This is a genomic window from Mesorhizobium sp. M1078, assembly GCF_040318615.1.
Classification (GTDB): domain Bacteria; phylum Pseudomonadota; class Alphaproteobacteria; order Rhizobiales; family Rhizobiaceae; genus Mesorhizobium.
This window is the reverse complement of record NZ_JAMYMP010000006.1, coordinates 85,068-100,698: the sequence shown is the minus strand read 5'-3', so window position 1 is coordinate 100,698 and position 15,631 is coordinate 85,068. Positions and strand designations below refer to the sequence as shown.

18 protein-coding genes and 1 pseudogene are annotated in these 15,631 nt (G+C 62.4%); 8 read left to right on the top strand and 11 right to left on the bottom strand.

What is annotated here, in order from left to right; genetic code table 11:
* The first annotated feature begins 1 nt into the window (after position 1).
* From urtD to NKH38_RS10980, 3 genes are all read left to right on the top strand, one after another.
* On the top strand, positions 2 to 748 hold the full coding sequence (gene urtD, locus NKH38_RS10990) for an urea ABC transporter ATP-binding protein UrtD (protein WP_023696501.1): 747 nt from the start codon (positions 2 to 4) through the stop codon (positions 746 to 748).
* A 69-nt stretch (positions 749 to 817) separates the two neighbouring features.
* Positions 818 to 1,513, top strand: a complete 696-nt coding sequence (gene urtE, locus NKH38_RS10985; protein WP_023706182.1) for an urea ABC transporter ATP-binding subunit UrtE — start codon at positions 818 to 820, stop codon at positions 1,511 to 1,513.
* Positions 1,514 to 2,044: 531 nt separating this feature from the next.
* The gene (locus tag NKH38_RS10980; RefSeq protein WP_023670936.1) at positions 2,045 to 2,221 is read left to right on the top strand and encodes a hypothetical protein; all 177 of its coding nucleotides are present in this window, start codon (positions 2,045 to 2,047) and stop codon (positions 2,219 to 2,221) included.
* Between the two features lie 91 nt (positions 2,222 to 2,312).
* On the opposite strand, the gene NKH38_RS10975 is transcribed toward NKH38_RS10980, so the two are convergent.
* The 8 genes from NKH38_RS10975 to NKH38_RS10940 all read right to left on the bottom strand — a co-directional run bounded on the left by NKH38_RS10975 (position 2,313) and on the right by NKH38_RS10940 (position 10,593).
* Positions 2,313 to 3,458: a GGDEF domain-containing protein gene (locus tag NKH38_RS10975; protein ID WP_352637600.1), complete on the bottom strand. Its 1,146-nt coding sequence runs from the start codon at positions 3,456 to 3,458 to the stop codon at positions 2,313 to 2,315.
* A gap of 314 nt (positions 3,459 to 3,772) precedes the next feature.
* On the bottom strand, positions 3,773 to 4,576 hold the full coding sequence (locus tag NKH38_RS10970) for a DUF72 domain-containing protein (protein ID WP_352637602.1): 804 nt from the start codon (positions 4,574 to 4,576) through the stop codon (positions 3,773 to 3,775).
* Between the two features lie 28 nt (positions 4,577 to 4,604).
* A complete protein-coding gene (locus NKH38_RS10965) occupies positions 4,605 to 5,069 on the bottom strand; it encodes a GNAT family N-acetyltransferase (protein ID WP_352759981.1) in 465 nt (154 codons plus the stop codon).
* Positions 5,070 to 5,103: 34 nt separating this feature from the next.
* A complete protein-coding gene (gene uvrA / locus NKH38_RS10960; protein WP_352759978.1) occupies positions 5,104 to 8,025 on the bottom strand; it encodes an excinuclease ABC subunit UvrA in 2,922 nt (973 codons plus the stop codon).
* A gap of 783 nt (positions 8,026 to 8,808) precedes the next feature.
* On the bottom strand, positions 8,809 to 9,030 hold the full coding sequence (locus tag NKH38_RS10955; RefSeq protein ID WP_155923853.1) for a hypothetical protein: 222 nt from the start codon (positions 9,028 to 9,030) through the stop codon (positions 8,809 to 8,811).
* Positions 9,031 to 9,176: 146 nt separating this feature from the next.
* On the bottom strand, positions 9,177 to 9,785 hold the full coding sequence (locus tag NKH38_RS10950) for an ATP-dependent Clp protease proteolytic subunit (protein WP_023684630.1): 609 nt from the start codon (positions 9,783 to 9,785) through the stop codon (positions 9,177 to 9,179).
* Positions 9,786 to 9,814: 29 nt separating this feature from the next.
* Positions 9,815 to 10,282 carry an SRPBCC family protein gene (locus NKH38_RS10945; RefSeq protein WP_023819863.1) on the bottom strand — a complete coding sequence of 156 codons (468 nt, stop codon included), beginning with the start codon at positions 10,280 to 10,282 and terminating at the stop codon, positions 9,815 to 9,817.
* Positions 10,279 to 10,593 (bottom strand): ArsR/SmtB family transcription factor, encoded by a 315-nt coding sequence (locus NKH38_RS10940; protein ID WP_023706188.1) that lies wholly within the window; start codon positions 10,591 to 10,593, stop codon positions 10,279 to 10,281. Before NKH38_RS10940 ends, NKH38_RS10945 begins: the two co-directional genes overlap by 4 nt.
* Before the next feature lie 132 nt (positions 10,594 to 10,725).
* Between NKH38_RS10940 and NKH38_RS10935 the strand changes: the two genes are divergently transcribed.
* The 4 genes and pseudogenes from NKH38_RS10935 to NKH38_RS10920 all read left to right on the top strand — a co-directional run.
* A complete protein-coding gene (locus NKH38_RS10935) occupies positions 10,726 to 11,127 on the top strand; it encodes an ABC transporter ATP-binding protein (protein WP_352759973.1) in 402 nt (133 codons plus the stop codon).
* Positions 11,128 to 11,337: 210 nt separating this feature from the next.
* Positions 11,338 to 11,871, top strand: coding sequence for a single-stranded DNA-binding protein (gene ssb / locus NKH38_RS10930; RefSeq protein WP_023670946.1), 534 nt, complete (start codon positions 11,338 to 11,340; stop codon positions 11,869 to 11,871).
* Positions 11,872 to 11,908: 37 nt separating this feature from the next.
* Positions 11,909 to 12,307: a DUF2306 domain-containing protein gene (locus NKH38_RS10925; RefSeq protein WP_352759969.1), complete on the top strand. Its 399-nt coding sequence runs from the start codon at positions 11,909 to 11,911 to the stop codon at positions 12,305 to 12,307.
* Positions 12,308 to 12,329: 22 nt separating this feature from the next.
* A pseudogene (locus tag NKH38_RS10920) lies at positions 12,330 to 12,752 on the top strand (OsmC family protein); the annotation flags it as partial.
* 62 nt (positions 12,753 to 12,814) lie between these two features.
* On the opposite strand, the gene NKH38_RS10915 reads toward NKH38_RS10920, so the two are convergent.
* The 3 genes from NKH38_RS10915 to NKH38_RS10905 all read right to left on the bottom strand — a co-directional run bounded on the left by NKH38_RS10915 (position 12,815) and on the right by NKH38_RS10905 (position 14,499).
* Complete coding sequence (locus tag NKH38_RS10915) at positions 12,815 to 13,444, bottom strand: MarC family protein (protein WP_023670949.1); 630 nt, start codon at positions 13,442 to 13,444, stop codon at positions 12,815 to 12,817.
* Between the two features lie 106 nt (positions 13,445 to 13,550).
* Positions 13,551 to 13,928, bottom strand: a complete 378-nt coding sequence (locus NKH38_RS10910) for a VOC family protein (protein WP_023730160.1) — start codon at positions 13,926 to 13,928, stop codon at positions 13,551 to 13,553.
* On the bottom strand, positions 13,921 to 14,499 hold the full coding sequence (locus tag NKH38_RS10905; RefSeq protein ID WP_023730159.1) for a hypothetical protein: 579 nt from the start codon (positions 14,497 to 14,499) through the stop codon (positions 13,921 to 13,923). Before NKH38_RS10905 ends, NKH38_RS10910 begins: the two co-directional genes overlap by 8 nt.
* Before the next feature lie 87 nt (positions 14,500 to 14,586).
* On the opposite strand from NKH38_RS10905, the gene NKH38_RS10900 reads away from it, so the two are divergent.
* The gene (locus NKH38_RS10900) at positions 14,587 to 15,438 is read left to right on the top strand and encodes a helix-turn-helix transcriptional regulator (protein ID WP_023750732.1); all 852 of its coding nucleotides are present in this window, start codon (positions 14,587 to 14,589) and stop codon (positions 15,436 to 15,438) included.
* Positions 15,439 to 15,631 lie beyond the last annotated feature (193 nt).

The window sequence follows — 15,631 nt, the reverse complement described above, 5'->3', positions numbered from 1 at the left end:
GATGTCGAAGTCCAACACCATCCTCTATCTCGACGGCGTCTCGGTCTCCTTCGACGGTTTCCGCGCCATCAACAATCTGTCGCTGGTGCTCGACAAGGGCGAGATGCGCGCCATCATCGGTCCCAACGGCGCCGGCAAGACGACGATGATGGACATCGTCACCGGCAAGACCCGGCCCGACGAGGGCGAAGTGTTCTTCGACGGCCAGGTCGATCTGACCCGGCACGACGAGGCGGAGATCGCCATGATGGGCATCGGCCGCAAATTCCAGAAGCCGACCGTCTTCGAAAGCCACAGCGTCGAAGACAATCTGATGCTGGCGCTGAAGGGCCCGCGCTCGATCTTTCCGGCGCTGTTCCATCGCCGCTCGGCCGCCGAAGCCAGACAGATCGACGACATCCTCGGCATCATCCGGCTGGGCGACAAGCGCCACGATCTGGCAGCCAATCTCAGCCATGGCCAGAAACAGTGGCTGGAGATCGGCATGCTGCTGGCGCAGGACCCGAAGCTGCTTTTGGTTGACGAGCCGGTCGCAGGGATGACCGATGCCGAGACCGAGGAAACCGCGCGGCTGCTCAAGGACATAGCGCGCGACCATTCGGTCATCGTCGTCGAGCACGACATGCATTTCGTGCGCGAACTCGGCGTCAAGGTCACCTGCCTGCATGAGGGCTCGGTGCTGTCGGAAGGCTCGCTCGATTTCGTCTCGGCCGACGAGCGGGTCGTCGAAGTTTATCTCGGGAGATGAGCATGGTCTGGCGGGTGCAATTCCATCGCTTCGACTTTTCGTTCCTCCGCTTCTGGAGAAGGCGCTGACATGCTCGAAGTTTCCAACGCCACGCTCCATTACGGCGCTGCTCAGGCGTTGCGCGGTGTGTCGCTGACGGCGGGTGCCGGCAAGATCACCTGCGTGCTCGGCCGCAACGGCGTCGGCAAGACCAGTTTGATGAGATCGATCGTCGGCCACCACCGGCTGACGAGCGGAAGCGTTGCCTTCGAGGGGAAGGCGCTCGACCGGAGCGCGGCGTATGATCGCGCCCGGTCGGGCATCGCATTCGTACCGCAGGGCAGGGAGATCTTTCCGCTGCTGACGGTGCGCGAAAACCTGGAGTCCGGCTTTGCGCCGTTGAAGCGCGCCGACCGCAACGTGCCGGCGCATGTCTTCGAACTGTTTCCGGTGCTGAAGCAGATGCTGGGGCGGCGCGGCGGCGATCTCTCAGGCGGCCAGCAGCAGCAGCTCGCCATCGGCCGGGCGCTCGTCATGCGGCCGAAACTGCTGGTGCTCGACGAGCCGACCGAAGGCATCCAGCCCTCGATCATCAAGGACATCGGCCGCGCCATCCACTATTTGCGCGATCAGGCCGGCATTGCGGTGCTTCTGGTCGAGCAATATCTCGATTTCTGCCGCGAGCTCGCCGACGAGGTCAACATCATGGACCGCGGCCAGATCGTCCACACCGGCCCGGCCGAAGATCTCGACCGGGCGGACGTCAGGAAGTTTCTGACGGTTTAACGCAGGTCGACGGCTGCACGGATCGTACACGTCGAAGATTGGCTGAAATGCCCACAATCACTTCGTCATTCTAGGGCGGAGCCAAGGAGCGGAGCGACGCGCGCAGACCCTAGAATCCATGCCGCGACATCAGCCAAAGAGTGCCGCGATGCAGAACAAGATCGCTTCTGCGGCACATTGGCATTCCACATTCTGCACCGTTAATGACGCTTCTTCATCCCGGCATGGATCCCTGGGTCTTCGCTCCGCTTCGCGTCGCTACGCCCAAGGATGATGAAGTCGCGAAGGTCCGCACCCGTTGCGTCGGACTTTCGTCCGAGGCCGCCACACTCTGGCACGCCGAATACTGCATGCTAGTCTTTCCTAGGCCTCGGTGAGTCGGCCGCTTCCGTATCAGTCTGGTTCTGTAGCAGATCGAGGGAATATGCTGGCTCAGCCTGCAAGTTCCACGCAAGCAAGCCACCCTAGCTTCCCTCGCAGTTCCGATTGTCGGTCAATGCGTTCAGATAATCTTGCCAGGAGAATAGGGCTATGGAACGGTTCGTCGAGGACCACCAGAAACGACGGCTGACAGAGCGTGTCGACATCATTACCGCCATCAACATTCTGCGCTCGCAAGGCTACCAGCAGGATGAGCTGATCGGCGAAATCACCAAGGTTTTCTACGTCGACCTCGACACTTACAACGAGATCGTCATAGCGGCCTAAAAACGCCTCGCGCCTGAACGGCCTCATGCGACGCGCTTTAGGTTGTTGTTTTACGTGTGGTGAGGTTCAGGCCCGCTGAATATCAGCCAGCCTACCCGGCGCGCCGGAAGGCGAGCACGCGATTGCGGCCGCCGCGCTTGGCGCCGTAAAGCGCCCTGTCGGCGGCGCTGAGCACCTTGTCGAATTTGGTGCCGCCCTCGCTGCCGAAGGCGTAGCCGGCGCTGACCGTGCAGGAGAGCAGGCGGGTCTCGGTATCGATCCGGCGCATGGCAAAACTGGCCCGGATGCGCTCGGCTATGAATTCCACCTTTTCAGGCAAGGTGCGATCGAGCACCAATGCAAATTCCTCTCCGCCCATGCGCGCGGCGACATCGCCTGGCTGGAGATTGGCGGTCAAATCCTTGGCGAATAGTTTCAGCACCTCGTCGCCGGTGGCATGGCCGAACTCGTCATTTATGGCCTTGAAGCCGTCGAGATCGAACACGATCACGGCGGTGAAGGACCGGACCGGTGTTTTGCCGTGCAGGTCGAACAAAGCGCGCCGGTTGAGCAGTCCGGTCAGCGGATCGGTCAGCGCTTCGCGGCGATGATGCTGCGCCAGGCGTCCCTGGTTAAGCGCCAGCGAGAGCGCGCCGATGCCGGTCATGCAGGCGATGACGACGATGAGGCTGAAATCCTCGGCCCAGTTGCTCGGCGCATGGCCAAGCACCAGCCTGCCATCCCAGACAAGTGCACCGGAGCACAGCACGAAGGAAATTGCGGTGGCGGTGTAGAGCCCTGCAATGCCGAGGATCGGGGCCGGGAATTCCGTACGACCCTTCCAGTATTCATAGGCCGTCGCAAACAAAAGCAGCGCGGCGAAGGCATTCTCCAGCATGAAGCCCAGCCCGTCATAGCCAAGCGCCATCGGCGGCAAGGCGACTGCCAGCGAGACGCCGGCGCCGACAGCGATGCGCGGCAATGGCGAGCGGCCGGTCGTGAACTGATGGGCCGCGCCCAGCATGGTCGCGAAGCCGAGCAGCAGGAACGTGAAGCTGGCGAGGCCGAGCAGGCGTCCGGGCGCGTCGATATAGGCCTGGTAGGCGAAGACGTCGGCGACGATCAGAAGCACGCTGACCGCCCAGGTCAGCAGGAATTTTTCCGAGCGCGCGGTAAGCCAAATGCCGAACAGCGTCAGGCCGAGGCAAGCGGCGGAAAACCCGACAGCCAACAGAAGGGAACTGTAGTCGAGCGACATGCCCTCGTCCTTGCGCGCGGCGGCCGGCCTCTAGAAAGGACCCGCACCGGATTTATGCAGGATGGAGGTATCGATAAGGTTACGATGCGCATAAGCTATCACGCTTCGGTTCATCGTAGCAATTCTGGGTTGAAACCCTTTTCAAGGGAAAGCGCTGACCGCTTTCCCGGGAAAACCGTTCCACACTTTCCTGGAATTGCTCCTAATGCATGTCGCCCAGAAGTGTGCCGCGGTTCTGGGACAACGGCATGCATCAAGACAACGACTTAAATCGCGTCGTATGAATCCGTTTCAGCGCGACGCGCTTTAACCGATCAGCTCACCCGCTTCATCAGCGCCATGGCGCCGAACGGCGCGCGCACCTTGCCCTCGGTGATGAAGTAGACGAACACATCGCGCGGTTTCACCGGCGCGTCGAAAGTCGGATCGGCGCGCCGCAGATCGGCCGGCTGCTTGCCTTGCGCCCAGGTCTTCACCCGCGCTGCCCATTCGTCCAGGCCATTCGGCGTATAGCAATCCGGATTGTCGTCGCTGCCGGTCTGCAGCCGCGCATAGATAAAATCGCCGGTGATGTCGGCGAAACCAGGATATTTGGCATGGTCGGCATAGACGATTGCCGCCTTGTATTTGCGCGCCAGGCCCACAAATTCCGGCACGCTGAAACTGTCGTTGCGCACTTCCAGCGCATGGCGCAGCGCCACGCCATCCTGCTTTTCCGGCAGCAGCTTCAGGAAGGCCTCGAAATCGTCGGCGTCGAACTTTTTCGTCGGCGCGAACTGCCACAGGATCGGGCCCAGCTTGTCGCCCAGCGCGGCAATGCCGGAGCCGAGGAAGCGCGTCATGGACTCGCCGGCTTCGCCAAGCACGCGGCGGTTGGTGACGAAGCGATTGCCCTTCAGCGAATAGACGAAACCGTCCGGCGCCTCGCCCGCCCATTTGACGAAGGTCGGCTCCTTGAAGGAGGAATAGTAGGTGCCGTTGACCTCGATGCTCGGTACCTGGCGGGTGGCGTAACTCAGCTGTTTGGCCTTGGAAAGCTTGTCCGGGTAGAAGGACGTATCCCAGGGTTCGAAAGTCCAGCCGCCCATCCCGGCGCGGATTGTTCCTTGGCTGATCATCGTCTTCCTCCCAGTTCTAAAAATGCGGTCAGGCTATTTTTCCAACCGGTTTGATCATGTCGACCACGGTCCATCCGGGACGGTGGGGATTGGCTCGGCGGCCCGTTTCGTGGAAGCCATAGGCCGTATAGATCTCGATGTTCCGCTCCATGCGCGAATTGGTGTAGAGCCGCACCTCCGGCACACCCCATAGCCGCGCCTGTTCCTGGGCGAAGTCGAGCAGCGCGGTGCCGAGTTTCCTGCCCTGGAAAGCGGGGGAGACCGCGACGCTGAAGATCATCGCATGATCGGGATGGCGCTCAATAACGATCAGCCCGGCGAGTTCCGCGCCGCTCGCCAAGAGCCAGACCTCGCCACGCTCGATGCGTGGCGCATAGTCCTCGGTGACTGGGAGCGGCGGCGCGCCTAACAGGGGCGTGTAGTGCTCATAGGCGGTCTGCGTCAGCGAGACGACTGCGTCGAGATCACCGGCAAGCGCCTGTCGGACTGTCATTCAAAGCTCTCCAGGCGCCCGACCGGTCTGTCAGTTACTCCGCCGCTTCGCGCTTGCCTCCGGGCCGCCGCTCCAAAAGCTCCTTCAGGAACTGGCCGGTGTAGCTGCGCTTTTCGCGCACGATGGCTTCCGGTGTGCCCTGTGCCACCAGTTCGCCACCGCCATCGCCGCCTTCGGGGCCGAGGTCGAGCACCCAGTCGGCGGTCTTGATGACTTCGAGATTGTGCTCGATGACCACCACCGTGTTGCCCTGGTCGACCAGTTCGTGCAGCACTTCCAGCAACTTGGCGACGTCGTGGAAGTGCAGGCCGGTGGTCGGCTCGTCGAGGATGTAGAGCGTCTTGCCGGTCGCCTTGCGCGACAATTCCTTGGCGAGCTTGATGCGCTGCGCCTCGCCGCCCGACAGCGTCGTCGCCTGCTGGCCGATATGGATGTAGCCGAGGCCGACCTGCTTCAGCGTATCAAGCTTGTCGCGCACCCCGGGCACGGCGGCAAAGAAATCGACGCCTTCCTCGACCGTCATGTCCAGGACGTCGGCGATCGACTTGCCCTTGAACAGGACGTCGAGCGTCTCGCGGTTGTAGCGCTTGCCGTGGCAGACGTCGCACGTGACGTAGACGTCGGGCAGGAAGTGCATCTCGATCTTGATGACGCCGTCGCCCTGGCAGGCCTCGCAGCGGCCGCCCTTCACGTTGAAGGAGAAGCGGCCCGGCTGATAGCCGCGGGCCTTGGCCTCGGGCAACCCGGCAAACCAGTCGCGGATCGGTGTGAAGGCGCCGGTGTAGGTGGCCGGGTTCGAACGCGGTGTGCGGCCGATCGGCGACTGGTCGATGTCGATGACCTTGTCGAGGAATTCGAGGCCCTCGATGCGGTCGTGATCGGCCGGATGCTCGCGCGAGCCCATGATGCGGCGCGACGCCGCCTTGAACAGCGTCTCGATCAGGAAGGTCGATTTGCCGCCGCCAGACACGCCGGTGATGGCGGTGAAGGTGCCGAGCGGGATTTCGGCAGTGACGTTCTTGAGGTTGTTGCCGCGCGCGCCGACGATCTTCAGCCGGCGGTTTTTCTTGGCCTCGCGCCTGACACCGGGCGTGGCGACTTCGAGCGCGCCCGACAGATATTTGCCGGTGATCGAATTAGGATTGGCCATCACCTGCTGCGGCGTGCCCTGGGCGATGATCTCGCCGCCATGGATGCCGGCGGCCGGGCCCATGTCGACGACATAGTCGGCATGCAGGATGGCGTCCTCGTCATGTTCGACAACGATCACCGTGTTGCCGATGTCGCGCAAATGCTTCAGCGTGTCGAGCAGGCGCGCATTGTCGCGTTGGTGCAGGCCGATCGACGGCTCGTCCAGCACATAGAGCACGCCGGTGAGGCCGGAGCCGATCTGCGACGCCAGACGAATGCGCTGGCTCTCGCCGCCCGACAGCGTGCCGGAATTGCGCGACAGCGTCAGATAGTCGAGGCCGACATCGTTGAGGAAGCGTAGCCGGTCGCGGATCTCCTTGAGCACCCTGACAGCAATCTCGTTCTGCTTGTCATTGAGCTGCGCCGGCAGATCGGTGAACCATTTGTCGGCGTTGCGGATCGACTGCTCGGTGACCTCGCCAATGTGTTTTCCGGCGATTTTGACCGCCAGCGCTTCCGGCTTCAGCCGGTAACCCTTGCAGACCGGGCAGGGCGTCGCCGACATGAAGCGCTCGATCTCCTCGCGCATCCAGGCGGATTCGGTTTCCTTCCAGCGCCGTTCGAGATTGGGAATGACGCCCTCGAACGTCTTGGTCGTCTTGTAGGAGCGCAGGCCGTCATCATACTGGAAGGTGACCTCGCGCTCACCGGTGCCGCGCAGGACGGCATCCTTTGCCTCTTCGGTCAGGTCTTTGAACTTGTCGCCGAGCTTGAAGCCGTATGCCTTGCCCAGCGCTTCCAGCGTCTGCGCATAATACGGCGAGGTCGATTTCGCCCACGGGCTGACGGCGCCGTCGCGCAGCGAGACGTTTTCGTCCGGCACGATCAGGCTGGCGTCGATGGCGCGCTGATTGCCGAGGCCGTCGCAGGTCGGGCAGGCGCCGAACGGGTTGTTGAACGAGAACAGCCTGGGCTCGATCTCCGGAATGGTGAAGCCGGAAACCGGGCAGGCGAATTTTTCCGAGAACAGGATGCGCTCATGCGTCTCGTTCTTCGATTTGTTGACCGAGTCCTCGCCGGTCTGGCTGGCGTCGAGCGGCCGGTCGGCGAACTCGGCCACCGCCAGCCCTTCGGCGAGCTTCAGCGCCGTTTCGATGGAATCGGCAAGCCGTGTCGCCAGGTCGCCGCGCACGACGATGCGGTCGACGACGACGTCAATGTCGTGCTTGTACTTCTTGTCCAGCGCCGGCACATCGGCGATCTCATAGAAGACGCCGTCGACCTTGACGCGCTGAAAGCCCTTCTTCTGCAGCTCCAGCAGTTCCTTGCGATATTCGCCCTTGCGGCCGCGCACGATCGGCGCCAGCAGGAAAAGGCGCGTGCCTTCCTCGACCGCCAGCACCCGGTCGACCATCTGGCTGACCGTCTGGCTTTCGATCGGCAGGCCGGTCGCCGGCGAATAGGGGATGCCGACGCGCGCGAACAGCAAGCGCATGTAGTCGTAGATCTCGGTGACGGTGCCGACCGTCGAACGCGGGTTCTTCGACGTGGTCTTCTGCTCGATCGAGATGGCCGGCGACAGGCCGTCGATCTGGTCGACATCCGGCTTCTGCATCATTTCGAGGAACTGGCGCGCATAAGCCGACAGGCTCTCGACGTAACGGCGCTGGCCCTCGGCATAGATGGTGTCGAAAGCAAGCGACGATTTGCCGGAGCCCGACAGGCCGGTCATGACGATCAGGCTGTCACGCGGCAGGTCGAGATCGACATTCTTTAGGTTGTGTTCGCGTGCCCCGCGAATGGAAAGGTATTTATGGTCGGCCATCGCCGGTCGCCGCCTCAGGTCTGGTGTCAGTGGGATCGGCGGGTTTTCCCGGCCATTCCCTATGTAGGTATTTTTGCCGCCACGTCGAGAGACGCCACACTTCTCGACCAAAGCCGTTTAACCGTCTTTCGCGCGAACGGGCAAGCGGAAAGAACAAAGACCGAACACGCTCCTGACAAAGCTGTGCAGAAACTGACAAGGGTGTTTCAGAAACTGACCCTGACGTAAGCTCCCGGCGATCACATTTTCCGTAACCGGCTATTCAAGGTTGACGCCGTCGAATCAGGGGCGCACTCTGCCGGAGTCAACGGAGCCGGCCGTCTTTGATGGCCTCGCCGCCCATAGCGGCCTGCGAGACGCCGCTGGTTTTTGCGATTTGTGCTTCGGATTGACACCAGTCGCAACGGACATAGGAGCGGAGCATGACGCCACCGGATAGTCCCTTGAGGCTCCACCTGCTAGTGGAGCCGCGGCGGGCATAAGTGCCAGGTAGTTTCAAGGCATTGGAGTGTATGCGTCCAAACGAACGCATCGCGTCAGTCCAACAAACCACCAGACAAACCGTGACCTGCCGAATCCCACAAAAATCAGAGACGGCTAGTCGGATCGTCGGTTGAATGCCGCGAAGCATCCGAAATCAAAGTCGGTATAACACTACCGGCAGTTTGGATTTGGAATCCAAAAAAAGCCCCGACCGTTAGCGGACGCAACGGCGGGGCTGTTCTTTTGCGAGGAAGTCGTCGGCGCAGGCTTTCTCTCCCGTATAGTAGCTGGGAAAAGGGGCTACCGGCGCGGCGGCTTGATCCCACCCGTGCCGACATCGACAGTGATGCTGCCGGAAATCCTGACATCGGTGTCGCCGATCTTGAACGTGCCGTTCTCGCCGGCAGACAGCGCGTCGTCCGGCTCCGGCTGCGGCGCGGGCTTGGCGATGCGGTAGTCGCCGGTCACGCCGGGCAGGGCGCCTTTCCGCGACGTGCTGGTGCTGCCCCCGGCAAAGGCCATGCTCGATGTCGCCGCCGTGATGGCAATGGCTATGGTCAGTCTGTTCAGGTGGTAGCGCATGGCAAGACTATAGTGCCGCGCTCAAGGCGAGGCCAGACCAGCGGCGTTGAAATTGAGGGAACACCGGCCTGCATTCAATCCGCCGATCAGGCCGCTGCCTGCTTGCGGGTGTCGAAGACGTGGTCGACGAGGCCCCAGTCCTTGGCCTCCTTCGCGGTCATGAAGAAATCGCGGTCGAGCGTGCGTTCGACCTCTTCGTGGGTGCGGCCGCAATGGTGAGCGTAGAGGTCGGCCATGTGCCGCTTGGTGCGCAAAATGCCTTCGGCGTGACGCTGGATGTCGGAGGCCTGGCCCTGGAAGCCGCCCAAAGGCTGATGCAGCACGATGCTGGCATTGGGCAGCGCGATGCGCCGCCCCGGCGTTCCCGCCATCAGCAGGAAGGAGGCCATCGACGCGGCAAAGCCCATGCACACGGTCGACACCGGGCAGCTGACATATTGCATCGTGTCGTAGATGGCGAAACCGCTGGTCACCACGCCGCCCGGCGAGTTGATGTAGAGCGAGATCTCCTTGTCGGGATTGTCCGATTCCAGCGACAGGAGCTGGGCGCAGACCAGCGCCGACATGCCGTCATTGATCTCGCCATTGACGAAGATGATGCGCTCGCGCAGCAGCCGCGAGAAAATGTCGAAGGCGCGTTCGCCGCGGCTCGATTGCTCGATCACCATCGGCACCAGATTGGCAAAGCCGCTCATCTCATTGTCTCCGTTTTGATTTTTCCGGTTTAGGCGGCGCGCAGCAACAGGCGTGGCGCGTTGGCGGCGACAGGCCGCTTGGGCTTGTATGCGCGCAGCCAGAGCCGGCAGCCGGCGCCGGCCATCGCGACCGCAGGCGTCAGGACAAACCCGTCATGGACGATGCGCAGATGCGTGCCGCCGGAAACGGTGCGGGCGAGTGTGAAGGTGACGATGCTCCCCAGCTCCTCGCGGTCGGCGTCGCCGGAACGCTCGCGCCAGGAATAGCGCAGCAGGCGCCCCGGTTCGGCATCGAGCACTTCGCACTCGATCGGCTTCTCAGGCCCGGCAAAGGCAAAGCGGCTGCCGGTTTCCGGATTGATGTCGTTCGGCATCATCCATTCCGCCAAGAGGTCCGGCACGGTCAGTGCCCGCCACACTTTTTCCGGTGCGTCCGGCAGATCGCATTCGAAGGCGAGGGCATCTTTGGCGGTCTGCGTCTGCTTTTCGTCGGTCATTGGTCCATGTCCTTCAAAACGACCTTCAGTCTTTCGATGCGCTCCGGCCAGAATGCGCGGTAGCGTTCGATCCAGCCGAGCAGCGGCTCGAGCCCTTGCGGATCGGCGCGATAGTAGGCGTTGCGGCCGGCGCGTCTTTCGCTGACCAGGCCTGCGCCGCGCAGCACGGCAAGGTGCTGCGACACCGCCGGCTGCGACACGCTCATGCCGGTGCGCAACTCCGACACGCTCATCTCGCCGGAAGTCAGCCGCTCGTAGACGGCGCGTCGCGTCGGGTCGGCCAGGGCGCGAAAAATCTCTGCTTCGATCATGGCAAAGCATAAGTCGATACTTATCGATTTGGCAAGGGGTGTTTTGAATGCTGCGTATTGATTGGATCCTGCCGGGCCTCTAAGCCGTGGGGAACAAGATGGGCCGATCATCGCGAGGCAGGAGTAGTATTTATGAATTCCAACGTCGATCTTTCGTCCGCCGAGAACCTCAACGAGGCTCTGAGGCTCTATCGCCGCCTCGTACTCGGTATAGGAGCGATCACCGTCATCGGTTTCGTGGCCGTGATCTTGTTGGCCAAGCTGGGTACGGCGCTATCGCCGCCATACGGGATTTACATCTTCGGCGAAGGATTGGGGACCTGGGGCCTGATCGCGGTGGTAGCGGCGCTCGTCGCTCAGGTGTGGTGGCACGGGCGCGCGATCGGGAAATTGCTGAATGACCCGGCTCTGAAATCTGAACCTGCAGTCGGGCTGATGTCGGCGCCAACCGTGATCGCACAGCGCGCCCATGGCATGGGCATGGAGTGGAGCGGCTTTTTCGGTCCGTTGCGGCCAGCTAAAAAACGGCGCTGACGACACCGCTTCTCGCCCCTGCGTGTCAGCTAAATCCACGCGCCCGCGTCGGCGATTGCTGCCATTCCTTGACAATCCGTGGTTAACAGTATAGGAACGAAAAGGGAACAAAAACCTTGTGGGAAAAGCCAGCCGCGGCAAGCCAGGATTGTGCGCGGCCTGTAAGGTGAACGACTTGAAATTTGTTTCGGATGAGCACGGAGAAGTGTCATGGCGGGTAGCGTCAACAAGGTCATTCTGGTCGGTAACCTCGGCGCGGACCCTGAAATCCGCCGCCTGAATTCCGGTGATCCGGTCGTCAACATCCGCATCGCCACGTCGGAAAGCTGGCGCGACAAGAACTCCGGCGAGCGCAAGGAAAAGACCGAATGGCACAACGTGGTCATTTTCAATGACCAGATCGCCAAGGTCGCCGAGCAGTACCTGAAGAAGGGCATGAAGGTTTACGTCGAAGGCCAGCTGCAGACACGCAAATGGCAAGACCAGACCGGCGCCGACAAGTACACGACCGAAGTCGTGCTGCAGAAATTCCGCGGCGAGCTGCAGATGCTCGATTCTCGCGGCGAGGGCGGCGGTCAGGTCGGCAACTATGCCGGCGGCGGCGGCGCGAGCCGTGGCTCGGATTTCGGCCAGTCTGGCCCCAATGAGAGCTTCAACCGCGGCGGCAATAGCGGTGGCGGCGGTTCCAAGGGCGGCGGTGGCGGCGGCTCGTCGCGCGAACTGGACGACGAAATCCCGTTCTGAGCTGACGATAGTCAGCGATATCTGAGGAGAGGGTGCGATGTCGCTCGGACCGCTTCTATCGGCGCGCCCTCCCATTCCATGGCACGCCTTCGCGGCCCTTGCCGCGCTGGCCGTTGGAGCTACGCAACTGGCGCTGCCGAAAGGCACGACGCGTCATCGTGTCGTCGGCTATGCCTGGGCGGCGCTGATGATGGTCGTCGCCATCTCCAGTTTCTGGATCCAGCAGATACGCCTCGTCGGTCCGTTCAGCCCGATCCATCTCTTGTCGATTTTAGTGTTGATCGCCGTGCCGCTTGCGGTCTGGCACGCGCATATGCATCGGGTCGCCACACATCGCAGGGTCATGATATCGCTGTATGTTTTCGCCCTGATCGGCGCCGGCGTGTTCACGCTGCTGCCGGGGCGGATCATGCACACGGTCGTCTTCGGCCAGTGACGCTTTCTGAAGGAAGATTGCCGTGAAAGCACGGATCAAATGGGTCGAGGAGCGCACCTTCGTCGGCGAGTCCGGCAGCGGCCACAAGGTTGTGCTGGGAACCGCCTCCGGGCCGGAAGGCAAGACGCCGGGTCCGAGCCCGATGGAACTGGTGCTGATCGACACCGGCGGCTGCTCGGCCTATGATGTCGTCCACATCCTCGAAAAAGGCCGCGAGGCGATCGAGGACTGTGTTGTCGAACTCGACGCCGACCGAGCCGAAACCGACCCGAAAGTCTTCACCCGCATCCACATGCATTTCATCGTCACGGGCCACGCGCTGTCGCTCGACAAGGTCCAGCGCGCCATCAACCTGTCGATCGAGAAATACTGCTCGGCCTCGGCCATGCTGGCCAAGACGGCTGTCATCACCCACGATTTCGAGGTCGTCGATACGGCGGTGGAGCAGGGAGCAGGGAGCAGGGAGCAGGGAGCAGGGAGCAGGGAGCAGGGAGCAGGGGCTGCCGTTCACCCCGCCATAAGCGCCTTGATGCCATCCGCGACGAACTGAACCGCAAGCGCGGCCAGAATGACGCCGAGCAGGCGGGTGAGGATCGAGCGGCCGGTCTGGCCGAGGATGCGGTCGATGCGCTCCGACAGCACGAACACCAGATAGGTGATGGCAAGGCAGACGAAGATGATGCCGACCAGCGCCGCTTGTGCTGCAAAACCCTGAAAAGAGCCCGACAGTAGCACAGTCGCCGAAATCGCACCGGGGCCGGCGATCAGCGGGATCGCCAGCGGGAAGGCCGCGATGTTGTGGATCATGTCCTTGGTGATGGCGACGTCGCCGATCTTCTCCTTGCGATCTTGGCGGCGCTCGAACACCATTTCGAAAGCGATGAAGAACAGCAAAAACCCGCCGGCGACGCGGAAAGCCGGCAGCGTGATGCCGAACACCGACAGGATGGACGCCCCCGCCACCGCAAACAGCGCCATCACCAGGAAGCCGATGATCGAGGCGCGCACCGAAACCTGCTGACGTTCCTCGCGGTTCATGCCGCGTGTCACCGCGAGGAAGAGCGGCGCGAGACCTGGCGGGTCGATGGTCACCAGAATGGTGACGAAGGCGTTGAACAGGCTGTCGAAACTCGGCATCGCTGACCCCTCCCGCCGGGCCGGACCCCTGCGCCACCATAGTGGTAGAGCAAAGCCCGACCGGTGGGAACCGTCTGACATGGCGATACCGGAGACGGCGTCAGTGTTAGGCGGCAGCGTTGCAATAGGCCTCCAGGCGATAGCCGTCGGCATCGACGACGAAGGCAGCGTAATAGTTCTCGCCATATTCGGCGCGCAGGCCCGGCGCGCCATTGTCGCTGCCGCCTGCACGCAAGGCGGCGGCATGGAAGGCAACGACACTCTGCCTAGTCGGCGCGGTAAAGCAGAAATGCAGACCGGACTTCTCGTCCGATGACACTGGCCGCTCCGCGTCGTTCACCCACAGCGCCACGGTTTGCGCACCATAACCCAGTGACCCTGGCGACTGGCTGAGGCAGGAATAACCGAGCGGCTTTAGCGCGGCATCGTAGAAGGGCTTCGAAAAATTGGTGTCGCGGACGTCGATCGAGACATGGTCAAGCATGTTTTTTCACCTTTTTTGCAATATGTTGCGTCATCAGTTCCTGGGCGACGCGGCGCGCCAGGAACTCGACTTCGAGACGCCATGTCTTGCCATCGTCGTGCGAACGCTCGCCGAGCCAGCGGAAGCTGTCCTTGGTGATGCGCGAAAAGCTCCAGCGGACCGAGGAACCAGTGCCGTCGGCGCCGACCTGCACAATTGTGTCGCCTTCGGCGCGACCAAGCTGGCGGCTGTAGTATTGGTTTCGCGGGTCGCTCCAGAAGATGTGCCAGGCATCCGAGCCGGGATCATAGGCCCGCAGCGTTGTGCCATAGAAAGTCCATTTGCCGAGCGAGGGCGAGGGGCCGGCATCCCGCGCGGGCAGGATCCATACATCCTGGATCGCCCTGCCTTCCAGGACCCAGCCGAAATGCACCTCGCCGCGTCCGGTGAGAACCGTGCCGTCCTCGAGATGGCGCGTGGCATCGAATGTCCAGGCGCCGACGAAGCGGCCGTAGAGATCCAGCTTTTCAGCCAGGCCGGGATTGGGGCCGTCGCTGTGGAGCGCTTCGGCAAAGGAGGATGTACCGATCATACTTGCTGCCTTCGTTATGTCAGGAGGCTGCAAGCGATAGGCCCCGACCGGCTGTCGCGCTTGGGAAAAATTGCTATCTTTCAAGCCATGACGACGAGCGAACAAAACCTGGCATCGGGGCAGGGTTGGTATGTCTGTGACGTGCTGTGCACGGCCGGCGCCGGCGACCGCCCGTTCGAGGAGGCGCACGACACCTTCTGCGTTGCCGCTGTCACCAGCGGCACCTTCCGCTACCGCACCAGGCAAGGCGCCGCCATGCTGGCGCCGGGCGCGATCCTGCTCGGCAATGTCGGCGCCTGCTATGAATGCGGGCATGAGCATGGCGCCGGCGACCGTTGCCTGTCCTTCCACTTCGCTCCGGCCTATCTCGACCGCATCGCCAGCGACGTGCCCGGCGCGAGCAAGCTCGCCTTCGGCGTGCCGCATATGCCGCCTTTGCCGGCGCTGGCATCGCTGCTGGCAGAGGCGGAAGCGGCGCGCGAGATGGTCGACATCGACGCCTTTGAAGAGCTTGGCCTGCGAATTGCCGGCGCAGCACTAGCAGTTGCCGGCGCAGCACTGCCCGTCGCCAGCGATGCGGTGCCTGGCGTTCGACCGCCGAGCCGCCGCGACCAGAAACGGGTTGCCGAGGCGGTGCGGCAGATCGAGCTCAATGCCGACAGGCCGGTCTCGCTTTCCGAGCTTGCCTGCGCGACGGCGACCAGCCCGTATCATTTCCTGCGCACTTTCCGGCAGGTCGCCGGCATGACGCCCTATCAGTTTCTGCTGAGAACCCGGCTGCACCGCGCGGCGGTGCGGCTACGCATGTCAGGCGATGCCATCTCGGCAATCGCCTTCGAGGCCGGTTTCAACGATTTGTCGACGTTCAACCGCCGTTTCCGGCGCGTCATGGGTGAGACGCCTGGCCACTATCGCGCCCGGCGGGTGGCTACCCGCTGACGCGTCTGTCTGCCTCCAGATAAGCTCTTGGCTTGGAAAACTGTCCTTCGCAGGCTTTTGCCCCTGCCGGCGGCGAATGCGTATGGCCAAATCGTCGCAATCAGAGGTATCCATTTGAATTTGCCACTGAAATCCTCATTGGAAAAGCACCACGAATATTGGAGTTTCGGCCGTGCTTCCTATATAAGCGGTC